The organism is Streptomyces sp. PH10-H1, assembly GCF_030063355.1.
In the GTDB taxonomy this organism is placed as follows: Bacteria; Actinomycetota; Actinomycetes; order Streptomycetales; family Streptomycetaceae; genus Actinacidiphila.
On the sequence record NZ_JASISZ010000056.1, the window covers coordinates 1 to 15,015 of the forward strand.

Here is a 15,015-nt window from a genome sequence, read left to right on the forward strand (position 1 = left end):
AACAGAACCGGAATCGGCCCTGCCCGGGGTATATAAGTCTGGCGTTGACTTTTGGCACGCTGTTGAGTTCTCAAGGAACGGACGCTTCCTTTGGTGCCGTCACCGGCGCCCTCCGGGCTTCCCTTCGTGTTTCCGACTCTACCAGACGCTTTCACGCCCGATTCCCAGCCGGCGGGATTTGCCGTCCGGCGCTTTCGCGCTTTCCGGCGTTTGCGACTCTATCAGATCCTTTCGGGCCTGACTCCCAGTCAGCGGGGCTTGTCATCCCGGCCGTTGAGCCGTTCCGACGAGTGAAACTTTAGCGGAACTTCGGCTTCCGATCCAATCGGCTGCTTTCCGTTCCCCATTCCGAAAACGCACACGAAAACAAGACGACTGATCGTCGTTCGTTCGAATGAGTGTTAACGGAGTGGCTGCCTCGGGACCGACTCGCGTCGGCGTTCACCGGCGGGCAACTCGGAGAACACTACGTACGCGACTCACCTTCGTCAACCCTGCGCCAGCGGTGCCACCCGGAAGGTAGCCTGTCCCCCATGATTACGCATGCGCGCACACAGCAGTGGCGGGCCGCCTGAAGGCGGCCGGCACTCCAGCGCATGCATCCAACGGCCGCCGCTTCGGCGGCCGTTCGCGTATCTCGACCTTGACGCCACGGCCGGCGACCGCGGCGGTCACGACGAGGAAGAGGTTTCTGAGATGACGCGGATCTTCAGCGGGGTCACACCGTCGGGGCACCTGACCCTGGGGAACTACCTCGGGGCCATCCAGCGGTGGGTCGCGGTCGACCAGCACCGGAGCCCGCACCAGGGAGACGCGCTCTTCAGCATCGTCGACCTGCACGCGCTCACGGTGGAGCACGAACCGGCCCGGGTACGGCGGCTGACGCGGCAGACGGCGACGATCCTGCTGGCGGCCGGTCTTGATCCACAGGTGTGCACGGTCTTCGTACAGAGCCATGTGGACGAGCACACCCGGCTGTCGTACGTGTTGGAGTGCACAGCGACCGACGGTGAGCTGCGGCGCATGATCCAGTACAAGGAGAAATCCGCGCGGCAACAGACCGTGCGGCTGTCGTTGCTCACCTATCCGGTGCTGATGACGGCGGACATCCTCGCGTACCGGACCGACGAGGTGCCGGTGGGCGACGACCAGGCGCAGCATGTCGAGCTGGCCCGGGATCTGGCGATCCGCTTCAACCAGCGCTACGGACTCACCTTCACCGTGCCGCGCGCGGTGCTCCCACCGGTGGCCGCGCGGGTGATGGATCTGCAGAACCCGGCTTCAAAGATGAGCAAGTCCGCGAGTGTGACGACCGGGATCATCTCCCTGCTCGACGAGCCGGAGGTGATCCGCAAGAAGGTCATGCGGGCCGTGACGGACAGCGGGACCGATGTGGAATACGACCGGGCGGAACAGCCGGGACTGGCGAACCTGCTGGAAATCCTGGCCGCCTGCACCGGAAAGGAGCCGGGGACGCTCGCCGGGGAGTACGACTCGTACGGCGCGGTGAAGAAGGACACGGCGGAAGCGGTCATCGAACTCGTGCGGCCACTGCGGGAACGGCATTCCGCGCTGTGCGCGGATCCGTCCTATGTGGACGGGGTGCTGCGGGAAGGCGCGGAACGGGCACGCGCCCTCGCCCGGCCGACGGTGGACGCCGCTTATCGGGCCATCGGGCTGCTTTAGCCGGTGCCGGTGCCGGTGCCGGTGCCGGCAAGGCTCACCGGGTTACGCGTCCTTCGGCCGCGCTGTCCTCAAGCTCCCCCAGCTACCGCTGGGAGGTGCCCCCTGGACGGGCTGAATTCAGCCCGTCCAGGCGCTTTCGCCTTATCCGTCGCCGGAGGCCAGTTCGCGACTGCGGTCGCGGGCTGCTTCCAGCGCGGCGATGAGAGCGGCCCGTACGCCGTGGTTCTCCAGCTCGCGGATGGCGCTGATGGTGGTGCCGGCCGGGGAGGTCACGGCCTCGCGGAGTTTCACCGGGTGCTCGCCGCTGTCACGCAGCATGACGGCCGCCCCGATGGCGGACTGGACGATGAGGTCGTGTGCCTGGGCGCGCGGCAGGCCGAGCAGGATGCCCGCGTCCGTCATGGCCTCGACCAGGTAGTAGAAGTACGCCGGCCCCGAGCCGGACAGCGCGGTGGCGGCGTCCTGGTTCTTCTCAGGAACGCGCAGCGTCTTGCCGACCGGCTTGAAGATCTCCTCCGTGCGCACGAGATGCGCCTCGGTGGCATGGCTGCCGGCGGAGATGACGGACATGCCCTCGTCGACGAGCACCGGGGTGTTGGGCATGACGCGGACGACCGCGAGGCCCTCGACCAGCCGCTCCTCGAAGAACGCGGTCGGGATGCCGGCGGCCGCGCTGATGACGAGGCGGTCGGCGGCCACGTGCGGCGCCAGCTCGTCGAGGAGCGCGGCCATGTCCTGCGGCTTCGCCGCGAGGATGAGGGTGTCCGCGGCCTTCGCCGCCTCCGCGTTGCTGACGGCCTCGACGCCGTAGCGGGCGCGCAACTCCTCCGCGCGTTCGGGGCGGCGCGCGGTGACGAGCAGGTCCGCGGGGGACCAGCCGGCCCGGATCATGCCGGAGAGGAGGGCCTCGCCGATCTTGCCGGTGCCGAGTACGGCGACTTTCTGGGTCATGGCGGCTCACCTCAAGTGGTACGGAGGGCTTTCGCGGCCATCCTCGCACCACGTGCGCTGCGCGCGGCTTTGCGGTCCATCTGCCGGTACGGGTCCGGTGCCCGGGGCGGTGCGGGGTTCTGTGCCCAGCCGCGCCCTTTGCCCTCAAACGCCGGGCGGGCTTTTTGGCCTCAAACGCCGGCCGGGCTGAATTGGGAGCGGGCGCCGGCCCGGCTCGAACCGTGCCCTCAAACGCCGGGCGGGTTGAGTTGTGCAGGTCCGGCGGGCTAGGCCGTGCGGCGGCGGAGGGTGGCGGCTCCCAGGGTGAGGGCCAGGAGGGCGCAGCCGGCGACGATGGCGAGGTCGCGGACGAAATCGCCGGTGACGCCGGTGTGGCGGAGGACCTGGGTCATGCCGTCGACCGCGTACGACATGGGGAGGACGTCGGAGACGGCGGAGAGCACCGGCTGCATGGTGTCGCGCGGGACGAGGAGTCCGCACATGAGGAGCTGCGGGAGCAGAACAGCCGGCATGAACTGAACGGCCTGGAACTCGCTGGAGGCGAAGGCGCTGACGAAGAGGCCGAGGGCGATGCCCAGGAAGGCGTCGGCGAGGGCGATGACGAGGAGCAGCCAGGGCGAGCCGATGACGTCGAGGCCGAGGCCCCAGACGGCGAGGCCGGTGGCGAGGCAGGCCTGGGCGACGGCGACCGCGCCGAAGGCGAGCGCGTAGCCGCCGAGCAGGTCGGCTTTGCCGAGCGGCATGGACAGCAGCCGTTCGAGGGTGCCGGAGGTGCGTTCGCGGAGGGTGGCGATCGAGGTGACCAGGAACATCGTGATGAGCGGGAAGATGCCGAGGAGCGACGCTCCGACCTGGTCGAAGGTGTGCTGCTTGCCGTCATAGACCCAGCTGAGCAGGGCGAGCAGGAGGCAGGGGACGACCAGCATCAGGGCGATGGTGCGGGGGTCGTGGCCGAGCTGGCGCAACACCCGGCGGGCGGTGGCGAAAGTGCGCTGCGCGTTCATTTGGCCTGCTCCTGGCGGGTGTCGGCGTTGGTGTCGGTGAGGGGGATGACGTTGGCGTTCGCGTCGGCGTTGGCCGCGTCGACGAGGTGCAGGAAGGCTTCCTCGACGGTGCTGGAGCCGATGGACTCGCGCAGCCCGTCGGGGGTGTCGTCGGCGAGGATTCGGCCCTCGCGCATGAGGAGCAGCCGGTGGCAGCGTTCGGCCTCGTCCATGACGTGCGAGGAGATGAGGACGGTGGCGCCGCGCTCGGCGGCGAGGCGGTGGAAGAGGCTCCACAGGTCGCGGCGGAGGACGGGGTCGAGGCCGACGGTGGGTTCGTCGAGGACGAGGAGTTCGGGTTCGCCGAGCAGGGCGACGGCGAGGGAGACCCGGCCGCGCTGGCCGCCGGAGAGGTTTCCGGCGAGGGATTCGGCGTGGGAGACGAGGTCGACGTCGGTGAGGGCGCGGTCCACCTGTTCGCGGCGGGCGGTGCGGGAGAGACCGAGGACGGACGCGTAGTAGTCGAGGTTCTGGCGGGCGGTGAGGTCGGAGTAGACCGAGGGCGCCTGGGTGACGTAGCCGACGCGGGAGCGGAGCCGGGGATGGCCCGCGGGGAGGCCGAGGACGTCGAGGGTGCCGGTGACGCGGGCCTGGGTGCCGACCATGGCGCGCATGAGGGTGGACTTGCCGCAGCCGCTGGGGCCGAGCAGTCCGGTGACCTGGCCGCGCGGGACGGTGAATTCGAGACCGTTCAGCACGGTACGGCTGCCGCGGACGACGGTCAGGCCGTCGGCTCGTACCGCGGGTTCAAATTTATTCATCATGTGATGAATATGCTCTGGTTGAGCGGGCGCGTCAAGCACTGCGGAACGGCCGCGTCAGCACCGCGGACCCGGGCCGGGTCCTGACCCGGTCGGGGTCGGCTCAGGGTCATCCCCTATGGCGTTCAAGAGGCGGCCGCAGGACCGTGGCGGTATGAGGCGTTCATCCCGCGATATCGATGTAACCCGGACCGAGAAGCGGCAGCTGGCCGTGGCCTCGGCGACGCTCGGGCCCTGGCGGCCCGCCGCGGCCGTGGGAGCGCTGGGCGGCGGAGTGTCGCTCGCGCTCAACGTCATCGGGGGTGATTTCGGGCTCGGCATGGTGGTCAGTGCGCTCTCGGTGGCCCTGATGCTGTTCTTCCTGGTCGGCGGGGCCGGCGCGGTGCTCGGCAGCAGCGCGAAGGCCGACCGCCGGATCCGCCGCTGGGCGCGCGCCCACCCATGGCAGGTGGCGGTGGTCCCGGCCGGGCTGCTCTTCGTGTCCGACTTCGTGATGCGTCAGATCCTGAGCAGCGAGGGCTTCTTCGGCAGCCTGTGGGACGGCCTGTGGCGCGGCGCGATCGTGGCCGGCGTGGTGGGCGTTGTCGGCGCGGTGTCGGCGTCCCGGCGTAGCTGAGTCCTGGCGGAGGCCTTGGGGGTCCCGGACCGGCCGGGCCGACCCATTGTGCCGACGCCGGGTCGCCTGCGGCGGGCTTGTGGGGGGTCCGGGGCCCGTCCCCCTCCCGTCACCTGCCCAGCCGTGGGCGGGGGCCGGCGGCTCACATACCCCGCCTCCGTGGGTTGACGGGTGATCTGCGGATCAGCGGATCAGCGGATCAGCGGACCGGCCCTAGCCGCGCTTGCGCTTCTTGCCGGTGGCGCGGGTTGCGGGGTTGCCGGTGCGGGAGTCGCGGCGGCGGGTGTGCAGTTCGCGGGCGCGCTCGTACTCGGCGCGGTGCAGCTTCTCGCCGGGCGCCTCGATGAGGGCTCGGACGAAATAGGCGAGCAGGGTGCCGATGAAGCCGATGAGCAGGATGCCCTGCGCGGAACTCGCCGCCGCTTCCGACCCCCTGCCGCCGGGCTCGGGACGGCGGGTGAAGCCTTCCCAGGTCTTGCGGAACGCCAGGGCGCTGCATACGGCGAAGGCGACGACGACGAGCAGGCCGACGAAGGTGCCGACCTTGGCGATGCTCAGACCCTGGAAGCCGAAGCGGAGCAGGAAGGCACCGGCCGCGGCGGCGGCGAGCGCGCCGGCGGCGACTCCGGCGCGGCGCAGGGCGTAGCCGCCGTCATGCGCCACCCAGGTCGTGCCGAAGAAGCGGATGGGCTCGGGCTGGGGGCCATCGGAGGCCGGGTCCCGCGGCTGGTCCTGCGGCTGGGTCTGGGGGTCGTCGTCCACGGTTCGAGTATCGCCGAACGACACCGGCCCCGAAGCCAAGCGACGTGACCTGGCACGGTTCACCGGGTCCGCGCACCGGGCGGAGGGGGCCGGGCCGGAGGGGTGGAGGTTCGAAATGCTGCCGAGCTATTCGTGGGCCGCAAGGCCCGTAAATAGTCGATTTCGAACCGCCGCCCCGGAGGGCCCGGCCCCCGGACCCCCAAGCCCGCCGCAGGCGACCCGGCTAGCGTTCGAGCTTGCTGACGTCCCGGACCGCGCCCTTGTCCGCACTGGTGACCATGGCGGCGTAGGCCCGGAGCGCCGGGGAGACCTTGCGCTCGCGGTTCTGCGGGGCGTAGACGCCGCCCAGTGCCGTGTGGCGGGCGGCGACCTCCTCGTCGGAGACGAGGAGGTCCATGCTGCGGTTGGGGATGTCGATGCGGATCCGGTCGCCGTCCTGGACGACGGCGATGGTGCCGCCGGACGCCGCCTCGGGCGAGACATGGCCGATGGAGAGGCCCGAGGTGCCGCCGGAGAAGCGGCCGTCGGTGATGAGGGCGCAGGCCTTGCCGAGACCGCGGCCCTTGAGGAACGAGGTCGGGTAGAGCATTTCCTGCATGCCGGGTCCGCCCTTGGGGCCCTCGTAGCGGATGACGACGACGTCGCCCTCCTTGATGCGCTTGGTGAGGATCGCGTCGACGGCGGCCTCCTGGGACTCCACGACGACGGCGGGGCCCTCGAAGGTCCAGATCGACTCATCGACACCGGCGGTCTTCACGACGCAGCCGTCCACGGCGAGGTTGCCGTACAGGATGGCCAGGCCGCCCTCGGCGGAGTAGGCGTTCGCGGCGTCGCGGATGCAGCCGTTCGCGGCGTCCGTGTCCAGGGTGTCCCAGCGCTCGGACTGCGAGAAGGCGGTCGCGGAGCGGACGCAGCCTGGGGCGGCGTGGAAGAGCTCGACGGCCTCGGGGGACGGGGAGCCACCGCGGATGTCCCAGTTCTTGAGCCAGTCGGCGAGCGAGGCGGAGTGCACGGTGTGCACGTCCTCATTCAGCAGGCCCGCGCGGTACAGCTCACCGAGGATGGCCGGGATGCCGCCGGCCCGGTGCACGTCCTCCATGTAGTACTCACCGTTGGGCGCGACCTTGGACAGGCACGGCAGCCGGCGCGAGAGCGCGTCGATCGCCGACATGTCGAAGTCGAGCTCGGCCTCCTGCGCGGCGGCCATCAGGTGCAGGATCGTGTTCGTCGAGCCGCCCATGGCGATGTCGAGGGCCACGGCGTTCTCGAAGGCGGCGCGGGTCGCCACGTTGCGCGGCAGGACGGTCTCGTCGTCCTGCTCGTAGTAGCGCTTGGTGATCTCGACGACCGTTCGGCCGGCGTCCTGGTACAGCGCCTTGCGGGCGGTGTGGGTGGCCAGCACCGAGCCGTTGCCGGGCAGGGCCAAGCCCATCGCCTCGGTGAGGCAGTTCATCGAGTTGGCGGTGAACATGCCGGAACAGGAGCCGCAGGTCGGGCAGGCGTTCTCCTCGATACGGAGGATGTCCTCGTCCGAGACGTTCTCGTTGACGGCGTCGGCGATCGCGTTGATCAGGTCGAGCTTGCGGACGGTGCCGTCGACGAGGGTGGCCTTGCCGGCCTCCATCGGGCCGCCGGAGACGAAGACGGTCGGGATGTTGAGGCGCAGCGCGGCGTTCAGCATGCCCGGCGTGATCTTGTCGCAGTTGGAGATGCAGATCAGCGCGTCGGCACAGTGCGCCTGGACCATGTACTCGACGGAGTCGGCGATCAGGTCGCGGGAGGGCAGCGAGTAGAGCATGCCGCTGTGGCCCATGGCGATGCCGTCGTCGACCGCGATGGTGTTGAACTCACGCGGTACGGCGCCCGCCGCCAGGATCGCCTCGGAGACGATCCGGCCCACCGGCTGGAGGTGGGTGTGACCCGGTACGAACTCGGTGAAGCTGTTGGCGACAGCGATGATCGGCTTGCCGATATCGGCGCTCGCCACGCCGGAAGCGCGCATCAGGGCGCGGGCCCCCGCCATGTTTCTGCCGTGGGTGACCGTTCGTGACCTCAGCTCGGGCACGGTAGCTCCACTCCCTCAAATACGTCTCGGATCCTCCCGAGACTACGCCGCCCTTCCAGGACCTGGACAGTCTGTCCGGAATGCGGGACGAATGACTCACATCCCGGTCACCCCCCAGTCATCCCCGGTCATGCAGCGGGCACGCCCCGACAGGCCCCGGTCCGGCCCCGGCCAGACCCGGCCAGACCCCCATCGGACCCCGGTCAGACCTCGGTCAGGTAGCGCTGCAGGGTGGGAGCGACGAGCGCGATGACGTCCTCGACCTCGGCCGAGGCCAGCGGCTCCACCTTGATCACGTAACGGAGGATCGCGATCCCGACCATCTGCGAGGCGGCCAGCTCGGCCCGCAGCTTCGGATCGGGGACCCGGAGATCCGACGCGATGCGCTCCAGCAGCCTGCGCAGCAGGAAGCCGCGCAGCACGGCCGCCGCCGTCTCGTTGGTCAGCGCGGACCGGATCACGGTCAGCAGCGGGGCACGCGTCGCCGGGCTCTCCCAGACGCCGAGGAAGTAGCGGGTGAGCCGTTCGCCGATGCCGTCCGGGCCCCCCGCCACCACATCGGGCACGCTCAGCGCGGGCTCGAAGGACAGCTCGATCGCCGCCGCGAAGACCTGCTCCTTGGTGCCGAAGTAATGATGCACCAGGGCCGGGTCCACGTCGGCCGCCTTCGCGATCGAACGGACCGACGTCTTGTCGTAGCCGCGCGCGGAGAATTCGTCACGGGCGGCGGACAGGATGCGGTCCCGGGAGTCGGTCGCACCGGCCCGCGCACCGCTGGGACGCCCGCGACGACGGGGTTCCGCCCCCGGTACGGGATCCGGTCCGGTCGCAGGGCCGGCCTTCCGTGCGCGATCCGGTCCGGGCACAGCGCCGGCCTTCGATCCCGCCGGCCGCTCCGCCATCACGCGCCGGAGACCCTGGCCGCCGTGGCCAGGTGGAGCCGGGTGAAGGCCAGCGCCTCCGCGAGATCGGCCTCACGTTCGGCGGCGGACATCGCGCGCCTCGTATTGACCTCGACCACCACATGGCCGGAGAAGCCGCTCAGCGCGAGCCGTTCCAGCAGTTCGGCGCAGGGCTGGCCGCCACGGCCGGGTACCAGGTGCTCGTCCTTCGCCGAGCCGTTGCCGTCGGCGAGATGGACGTGCGCGAGCCGGTCGCCCATCCGGTCGACCATGTCCAGGGCCTCACTGCGGGACGTGGCGGCATGCGACAGGTCCACGGTGAAGTGCCGGTAGTCGTCCTTGGTGACGTCCCAGTCGGGCGCGTACGCGAGCATCTCGCGGTCGCGGTAGCGCCACGGGTACATGTTCTCGACGGCGAAGCGGACATCCGTCTCGTCCGCCATCCGCCAGATCCCCCGGACGAAATCGCGCGCGTAATTGCGCTGCCACCGGAACGGCGGATGGACGACGACGGTCGACGCGCCCAGCGACTCGGCCGCCGCGCGCGCCCGCTGCAGCTTGATCCACGGGTCCGTGGACCACACCCGCTGGGTGATCAGCAGGCAGGGCGCGTGCACCGCCAGGATCGGCATGCGGTGGTAGTCCGAGAGGCGGCGCAGCGCCTCTATGTCCTGGCTGACCGGATCGGTCCACACCATGACCTCGACGCCGTCGTAGCCGAGCCGGGACGCGATCTCGAAGGCCGTCGCCGTGGATTCGGGGTAGACGGAGGCCGTGGACAGCGCGACCTTCGCGTCCGGTACCCGCACCGGGTGTCCGGGCGCGAGCACGTCGTACGCCTTCTGGTCCGCTCGTTCAGCCACGGGAGACAGCGTACGGCGACGGGTCAGCCGAACGGCACACTCATCTGCGCCGACGTGACACGGTCAACATCGAACCGCGTTCGTTCGCCATGAGGTCGAGTTTCCGCAGGATCACCCCTTCACGCAGCGCCCACGGACAGATTTCCAGCTCGGAGACCCCGAACAGGTCCATCGCCGCCTCCGCCACCAGTGCGCCCGCCAGCAGCTGGCCCGCCCGGCCCTCGGAGACTCCCGGCAGCTGGGTGCGCTCGGCCCGGCGCATGGTCGTCAGCCGGGGCACCCACTCCTCCAGTGACCTGCGGGTCAGTGACCGCTGCGTGTACAGGCCGTCGGCGCTGCGGGCCGCGCCCGCGATGCGCGCGAGCTGCTTGAACGTCTTCGACGTACCGACCGTGTGGTCCGGCCGGCCGAGCCGGGAGAATTCCGCGACCGTCCGGGCGATCTCGGCTCGGACATGCTTACGCAACGCGCGGACGTCGTGGGCGTCGGGCGGATCGCCCGGCAGCCACGCCTTCGTCAGCCGGCCCGCGCCGAGCGGCAGCGAAACGGCCGCGTCCGGATCCTCGTCCATGCCGTAGCCGACTTCGAGCGAACCGCCGCCGATGTCCAGCACCAGCAGCCGGCCCGCCGACCAGCCGAACCAGCGGCGCACCGCCAGGAACGTCAGCCGTGCCTCGTCCTCACCGGACAGCACCGTGAGCGTCACTCCGGTCTCCGACGCGACACGCGCGAGAACCGCCTCGCCGTTGGCCGCCTCGCGGACCGCCGAGGTCGCGAACGCCAGCACGTCCTCCGCGCCCTTGTCCTCGGCGACGCGCAGCGCCTCCGCGATCGTGGCCACCAGCCGGTCGACACCCTCCCGGCCGATCGCGCCACGCTCGTCGAGGAGTTCCGCCAGCCGCAGTTCCGCCTTGTGTGAATAGGCGGGCAGCGGTCGCGCACCCGGGTGCGCGTCCATCACCAGCAGGTGAACGGTGTTGGAACCCACGTCGAGCACTCCAAGTCGCATGGGAGTGACGCTAGCGCCCATCGCCACCACGGCGGGCGCGGGGGCCGCCACAGCGTCGTCCGGGCTTCCGGCGATCTACCCTGGCGGCGTGGCGAAGAACGTGGCGAAGAAGCTGAAGCAGTCGAAGAAGTCCCAGCAGCGGTCCGTACCCGACGAGGTCGGTCCTGACTTCGCCCGCGCCTGGGTCGAGTTCCCGGACCCGGCCGACGACGAGCAGCTGTTCCGCTGCGACCTCACCTGGCTCACCTCCCGCTGGACCTGCATCTTCGGCCAGGGCTGCCAGGGCATCGTGGCCGGCCGTGCCGCCGACGGATGCTGCTCGCTCGGCGCGCACTTCTCCGACGAGGAGGACGAGAAGCGCGTCGCGGGACATGCCGCCCGGCTCACCCCGGAGACCTGGCAGTTCCATGATCTCGGTACCGCCGAGGACGGTGCCTGGGCCATGGTCAACGAGGACGGCGAACGGCAGACCCGCGTCGTCGACGGCGCCTGCATCTTCAGCAACCGGGCCGGATTCGCCGGCGGACAGGGCTGCGCGCTGCACGCCCTCGCCCTGCGGGAGGGCAAGGAGCCACTGGAGACCAAGCCGGACGTCTGCTGGCAGCTGCCGATCCGGCGTACGTACGACTGGGTGGACCGGCCCGACGAGACCCGCATTCTCGTCGTCTCCATCGCCGAGTACGACCGCAGGGGCTGGGGTCCCGGCGGCCATGACCTCCACTGGTGGTGCACCAGCGCCACGTCCGCGCACGGCGCGGGCGATCCGGTCTACGTCTCCTACCGGCCGGAGCTCACCGAGCTCATGGGCGCGGCGGGGTACGGACGGCTGGCCGAGCTGTGCGAGGCGCGACTGGCGTCGCTGCTGCCGATGGCCCCCCACCCGGCGGACCCGCCTGCGGCGCGCTGATCGCCTCCCGCATGGCTTCGCCGGGTTCGCCCGGCGCCCGGCAGCCGGTGCGTCCTCAAGCGCCGCAGGGATGCGTTCAGCCCGTCCAGGGGGCACCTCCCAGCGGTGGCCGGGGGAGCTTGAGGAGAGCGCGGCCGAAGGACGCGTATCCCGGTGAACCCAGCCGGTCACGGCATCAGTGCGCCGCCGGCGCGGTGCTGGAGGCCGTTGATGTGGGGGTCGGCGTGGGGGTCGGTGTCGGGGTCGGGTCCTGGGTGGTCGCGGTAGGGGTCGGTGTGGGGGTGGGGGCCGGGGATTCGCCGTGGACGGTGACGACGGCTCCTGAGGGGTCGAAGGCGATGTGCGCGGTCCAGGAGCCCGAGGGCTCGGCGGAGCGGTCGACGGTCACGGTGACGGTCGTGGACTCGCCGGGCCGCAGTTCCCCGCCGGTGGCGCTGAGGCGCAGCCAGTACGCGGCGGTCGACGCGCTCCAGCGCACCGGTGAGCCGCCGCTCGCCGTGAGGGTGATGACGGTGGCGCCGCCGCGCGACGCGGCCTCCACGGTGAGCCGTCCGGCGCCGGGACCGCTGCCGGGGGCGGGCGCGGCCGGGCTGTTGGTGCCGGGCGCCACGGAGGGCGTGGCGGCGGACGTGACGGTGACGGCCGTTCCGGGCGTACGGCTGCCCGCCGGCCGCCGCGGGTCGGTGGAGCCGGTGCTGCCCGCCTTCTCGTAGGGGTGACCGTCGATCCCGTCGGGCTCGCTGGCGGAGATGCCGCCGCCCGGCTGGTCGGGGCCGAGTGGCGTGCCGCGGTAGGCGGCCCAGAGGGCGAGTACCGGTGCCGCGACGACGGCGGCGACGACCGTCGTCGTGACGGCGCGGTGCCGCAGCTGGGCGCGCCGGACCGCGCGGTCCTTGTGGTCGAGCGGGAAGCCGCGCCGGTCGAAGCGCGGAGTATCCTCGCGGCTGCGGCCCGCGCCGTCGCGCATGGCGTGCATGAGGGCGGCGTACGCGGCGGAGCGCGGCGCTTCGAGCATGGTGAGCACGGCGGTCGCCGCCGTGGTGGCGGCGCCCGGCCAGGGGCCGCCGACGAAGGCGCGCTCGGCGGTGAGCCGGCAGTCCGGGCATTCGTCGACGTGCCGCACGAGTTCGCGGCGCAGGGCCGTGCCGAGCAGCACCTTTGAGTCCCCGGCCAGCCGGGCGACCGCGGCGCAGGTGCCGACCTCGACGACGGCGAGCGCGGCCCGGGTGCGTTCGACCTCGCAGGCGGCGCGGGCGAGGAGGGCGCGGGCCACGTCCGCCTCGATGCCGAGGACATGGCCGACCTCGTGCGGCGGGAGCTGGTGGCGGACGGCGAGTTCGAGGGCCTCGCGCTGCTCGGGAGTGGTGCCGGCGGCCTCGGGCCAGGCAAGCGCGGAGAGCTGGGCGCGGCGTTCGTCGGCGACGGCGGCGGACATGCGGGGGACGTCGGGCCGCCCGGTGGCGAGCCGGCGGCGGCAGGACCAGCGGGCGAGGGCGTAGAGCCAGGGGCGCCGCAGCCCGGCGTCACGGAGCCGGCCGCGCTGGCGTTCGGCGAGGGCCAGGACCTCGCCGAGCGCCGCCGCGGCGGCGTCGTGCTCGCAGAGTACGGAGAGGCAGTAGGTGAACAGTCCGTCCAGATAGGGCTCGTAGTGGGCCGGGGGCTGCATTGGCAGCGTGCCGAGCGGCCGCCGGTCCTTGCGCGGTTCCGGGCGCGGTTCCGGGCGCGGTTCCGGGCGGGTCCTGGGCGTGGTCGCGCGCTGCTTGCGGTGCGTGCCGGTGCCAGCGCCGGCACCGGCGTTCTGGGGGTGGGTCTCCTGCCTGCTCATCACCTGGCGACGGTAGGGCGGTGGGCGCACCAGTCTCAGGCGTCCCCGCAAGCATTAACCCGAATGGGTGGTGATCCCGCCCAAAAGGGGACACGCCGTTCACTCTGCCGAGTGGTCACCTGAACGGCGGTACGAGCGCTGTCCGCTGCCCCGTGGGCCCGGCCGGCACGCGTTGTCGGACCCTGCCACTACGGTGAGCCCCATGGCTGCCCGCAAGACCGCTACGAAGGACCGACCGTCCTACCGCTGCACCGAGTGCGGCTGGACCACCGTGAAGTGGCTCGGCCGGTGCGGTGAGTGCCAGGCGTGGGGCACGGTCGAGGAGTTCGGCGGCGCGCCCGCCGTCAGGACCACCGCGGCCGGCCGGGTGACGACGCCGGCCAAGCCGATCGGCCAGGTGGACGTCAGCCAGGCGACGGCCCGTTCGACGGGTGTGGCCGAGCTGGACCGGGTGCTCGGCGGCGGGCTGGTGCCGGGCGCGGTCGTGCTGGTCGCGGGCGAGCCGGGCGTCGGCAAGTCCACGCTGCTGCTGGACGTGGCGGCGAAGGCGGCGACCGCCGAGGGCCCGACGCTCTACATCACCGCCGAGGAGTCCGCGTCCCAGGTCAGGCTGCGCGCCGACCGGATCGGCGCGCTCTCCGACCATCTCTACCTGGCGGCCGAGACCGATCTGTCGGCGGTCCTCGGCCATCTGGACGACGTCAAGCCGGCGCTGCTGATCCTGGACTCGGTGCAGACCGTGGCGTCCCCGGAGCTCGAGGGCGCGCCCGGCGGCATGGCGCAGATCCGCGAGGTCGCGGGCGCCCTGATCCGCGCCTCCAAGGAGCGCGGCATGTCCACGCTCCTGGTCGGCCATGTCACCAAGGACGGCGCCATCGCGGGCCCCCGGCTGCTGGAGCACCTGGTCGATGTGGTGCTGAGTTTCGAGGGCGACCGACACGCCCGGCTGCGGCTGATCCGGGGCGTGAAGAACCGGTACGGCGCGACCGACGAGGTCGGCTGCTTCGAGCTGCACGACGAGGGCATCACCGGGCTCGCCGACCCCTCCGGGCTCTTCCTGACCCGCCGCGACGAGCCCGTTCCCGGCACGTGCCTGACGGTCACGCTGGAGGGCAAGCGCCCCTTGGTGGTCGAGGTCCAGGGGCTCACCGTCGACACCCAGATCCCGTCACCGCGCCGCACCACCTCGGGTCTGGAGACCTCACGGGTCTCGATGATGCTCGCCGTGCTCGAACAGCGCGGCCGGATTCAACAGATCGGAAAACGCGACATCTACACGGCCACGGTGGGCGGAGTGAAGCTCACCGAGCCCGCCGCCGACCTCGCCGTGGCGCTCGCGCTGGCCAGTGCGGCGATCGACACACCGCTGCCCAAGAACCTGGTCGCGATCGGCGAGGTCGGCCTCGCGGGCGAGGTCAGACGGGTCACGGGGGTGCAGCGCAGGCTGTCGGAGGCCGCCCGGCTGGGCTTCACCCACGCCCTCGTCCCACCGGATCCCGGGAAGATCCCGCCGGGCATGAAAGTGATCGAAGTGACGGACATCGGGGACGCCCTGCGGGTGCTCCCGAAGCGTGGCTCACGACCGTAGAGCCGGTCCGAACAGTGGTCCCTGGCCCATTGCGGAG

The 15,015-nt window shown here is 71.4% G+C and carries 13 protein-coding genes; 4 read left to right on the top strand and 9 right to left on the bottom strand.

Translation table 11 applies throughout. The features are described 5' to 3' along the window. The first annotated feature begins 696 nt into the window (after positions 1-696). Entirely contained in the window at positions 697-1,686 is a 990-nt protein-coding gene (gene trpS / locus QMK24_RS28270) for a tryptophan--tRNA ligase (RefSeq protein ID WP_283469633.1), read from the top strand. Positions 1,687-1,827: 141 nt separating this feature from the next. Here the strand turns inward: trpS and proC are convergent, their stop codons facing one another. The 3 genes from proC to QMK24_RS28285 form a co-directional block, all read right to left on the bottom strand. Beyond that, on the bottom strand, positions 1,828-2,637 hold the full coding sequence (gene proC / locus QMK24_RS28275) for a pyrroline-5-carboxylate reductase (RefSeq protein ID WP_283469634.1): 810 nt from the start codon (positions 2,635-2,637) through the stop codon (positions 1,828-1,830). 266 nt (positions 2,638-2,903) lie between these two features. Continuing rightward, positions 2,904-3,641 carry an ABC transporter permease gene (locus QMK24_RS28280; RefSeq protein ID WP_283469635.1) on the bottom strand — a complete coding sequence of 246 codons (738 nt, stop codon included), beginning with the start codon at positions 3,639-3,641 and terminating at the stop codon, positions 2,904-2,906. Further along, a complete protein-coding gene (locus tag QMK24_RS28285) occupies positions 3,638-4,441 on the bottom strand; it encodes an ABC transporter ATP-binding protein (RefSeq protein ID WP_502962667.1) in 804 nt (267 codons plus the stop codon). The genes QMK24_RS28280 and QMK24_RS28285 overlap by 4 nt, the downstream gene beginning before the upstream one ends. Before the next feature lie 154 nt (positions 4,442-4,595). On the opposite strand from QMK24_RS28285, the gene QMK24_RS28290 reads away from it, so the two are divergent. Next, entirely contained in the window at positions 4,596-5,057 is a 462-nt protein-coding gene (locus tag QMK24_RS28290; protein ID WP_283469637.1) for a hypothetical protein, read from the top strand. Positions 5,058-5,270: 213 nt separating this feature from the next. On the opposite strand, the gene QMK24_RS28295 is transcribed toward QMK24_RS28290, so the two are convergent. The 5 genes from QMK24_RS28295 to QMK24_RS28315 all read right to left on the bottom strand — a co-directional run bounded on the left by QMK24_RS28295 (position 5,271) and on the right by QMK24_RS28315 (position 10,658). Next, positions 5,271-5,819 carry a hypothetical protein gene (locus tag QMK24_RS28295; protein ID WP_283469638.1) on the bottom strand — a complete coding sequence of 183 codons (549 nt, stop codon included), beginning with the start codon at positions 5,817-5,819 and terminating at the stop codon, positions 5,271-5,273. Positions 5,820-6,042: 223 nt separating this feature from the next. Then, positions 6,043-7,884, bottom strand: coding sequence for a dihydroxy-acid dehydratase (gene ilvD / locus QMK24_RS28300; RefSeq protein WP_283469639.1), 1,842 nt, complete (start codon positions 7,882-7,884; stop codon positions 6,043-6,045). Positions 7,885-8,087: 203 nt separating this feature from the next. Further along, positions 8,088-8,750: a TetR/AcrR family transcriptional regulator gene (locus tag QMK24_RS28305; RefSeq protein ID WP_283469640.1), complete on the bottom strand. Its 663-nt coding sequence runs from the start codon at positions 8,748-8,750 to the stop codon at positions 8,088-8,090. 35 nt (positions 8,751-8,785) lie between these two features. Further along, entirely contained in the window at positions 8,786-9,649 is an 864-nt protein-coding gene (locus tag QMK24_RS28310) for a sugar phosphate isomerase/epimerase family protein (protein ID WP_502962664.1), read from the bottom strand. Positions 9,650-9,689: 40 nt separating this feature from the next. After that, positions 9,690-10,658 (bottom strand): Ppx/GppA family phosphatase, encoded by a 969-nt coding sequence (locus QMK24_RS28315; RefSeq protein WP_283469641.1) that lies wholly within the window; start codon positions 10,656-10,658, stop codon positions 9,690-9,692. Between the two features lie 88 nt (positions 10,659-10,746). Between QMK24_RS28315 and QMK24_RS28320 the strand changes: the two genes are divergently transcribed. Continuing rightward, complete coding sequence (locus QMK24_RS28320; RefSeq protein ID WP_502962663.1) at positions 10,747-11,565, top strand: DUF3109 family protein; 819 nt, start codon at positions 10,747-10,749, stop codon at positions 11,563-11,565. Positions 11,566-11,740: 175 nt separating this feature from the next. Here QMK24_RS28320 and QMK24_RS28325 read toward each other — a convergent pair whose 3' ends face one another. After that, a complete protein-coding gene (locus QMK24_RS28325; protein ID WP_502962666.1) occupies positions 11,741-13,390 on the bottom strand; it encodes a BACON domain-containing protein in 1,650 nt (549 codons plus the stop codon). A 202-nt stretch (positions 13,391-13,592) separates the two neighbouring features. Between QMK24_RS28325 and radA the strand changes: the two genes are divergently transcribed. Further along, on the top strand, positions 13,593-14,978 hold the full coding sequence (gene radA / locus QMK24_RS28330; protein ID WP_283469642.1) for a DNA repair protein RadA: 1,386 nt from the start codon (positions 13,593-13,595) through the stop codon (positions 14,976-14,978). Positions 14,979-15,015 lie beyond the last annotated feature (37 nt).